We start from the raw sequence: 1,184 nt of genomic DNA on the forward strand, positions 1-1,184 counted from the left end.
TTTAAGTTGACACTAATGGGCACTGCCGTGCCCCTACCCTCGCAATATAATCTTGTACTGCATCTGAATGGGAACCGCTATATGTAATATTATATTTGTTGATTGTTGATTTACCTGTAACAGCACAGCAAGGTTTTACCGCCGACTTTGCAGCAGTCGTGCATTGTAAATTTTTATGTGTTGCTTGATTATTATTCCTTTTCCCCCTTTGCTGACAAGAGATAGTAATGCTAAATTTCCTTTAGTTGCAATACTTCAGGGTAATTTATGAACAAAGGTGAATTAGTGGATGCTGTAGCAGCAAAGACCAACATTACAAAAAAGCAAGCCGATGAAGTCATTAGCGCTTTTTTGTCAGTTGTCACCGAGGCTGTAGCGAATGGGGACAAGGTGACGCTGGTTGGATTTGGGTCATTCGAACGACGCGAACGTTCTTCCCGCGAAGGGCGTAATCCCAAAACGAATGAGCCAATGACTATTCCAGCTACCAGAGTACCTGCATTTTCTGCGGGGAAGCAGTTTCGGGAAAAAGTAGCACCTTAATGGCTCTGATGCATTGACTTTACTAGCACTAATCCAATCACTGCAAAGCTAGCGTTTGCCCTATAGCTCTTGTCAAGAGAGGAGACGAAGGCAGGCGTTGGCGCAGCGATCGCTGTTATTGAGACAGTAGAAGCTAGGGGAATAAAGCCGTCTATTAACTTGAATAGTACCCTCTTATTTTGGCTAAGGTATTGAGCAAATTACCTTTTTTGTGCCATTGTTTGTAGCCATTCAATCAGTGGTCTTAAGCTTCCTGGCAATGCTGCCTCACTGACAGTTACCGTATGGTGTTTACCATTATCTTCTATTGTTAACTTATACTGAAAGCGATCGCTCTGGGGATTTGGCGAGGTAATTATTTCAGGTAGCCTAAATAAATCTGCAACCTCCACCAGTCGCAGAAGTGTGGCAGCTTCATCTGGCGAGACAGTGGCTGTATCAACGGTTGTTTTTTTAGTAATCCCAGCAAAGCCGCCTGTGCGTTCAAAGGATACCCGCATTTATTCGCTCTCTGTTGTATTATTTAGTTTCAATAAATACTTAAACTGGGAGATAATAGTTCTCGGCTCCCAGTTTAGCAACAACAAACAACAGATTTATCAGTCTTGAGTCTTGAGTGAGCCAGTGGCGGGTATTAATTA

The 1,184-nt window shown here is 42.9% G+C and carries 2 protein-coding genes; one reads left to right on the plus strand and one right to left on the minus strand.

Going from position 1 to position 1,184, the window contains the following annotated elements:
- Positions 1-267 precede the first annotated feature (267 nt).
- A complete protein-coding gene (locus VB732_RS30175) occupies positions 268-543 on the plus strand; it encodes an HU family DNA-binding protein (RefSeq protein WP_323234536.1) in 276 nt (91 codons plus the stop codon).
- 200 nt (positions 544-743) lie between these two features.
- Here the strand turns inward: VB732_RS30175 and VB732_RS30180 are convergent, their stop codons facing one another.
- Complete coding sequence (locus VB732_RS30180; RefSeq protein WP_323234537.1) at positions 744-1,043, minus strand: protealysin inhibitor emfourin; 300 nt, start codon at positions 1,041-1,043, stop codon at positions 744-746.
- Between the last annotated feature and the right edge of the window lie 141 nt (positions 1,044-1,184).

It is taken from the genome of Nostoc sp. UHCC 0252 (assembly GCF_034931145.1).
In the GTDB taxonomy this organism is placed as follows: Bacteria; Cyanobacteriota; Cyanobacteriia; order Cyanobacteriales; family Nostocaceae; genus Nostoc.

What these genes read in the sequence shown, in the direction of transcription:
- VB732_RS30175 (WP_323234536.1), top strand. Translation starts at nt 268, where the DNA reads ATGAACAAAGGTGAATTAGTGGATGCTGTAGCAGCAAAGACCAACATT.
- VB732_RS30180 (WP_323234537.1), bottom strand. Translation starts at nt 1,043, where the DNA reads ATGCGGGTATCCTTTGAACGCACAGGCGGCTTTGCTGGGATTACTAAA.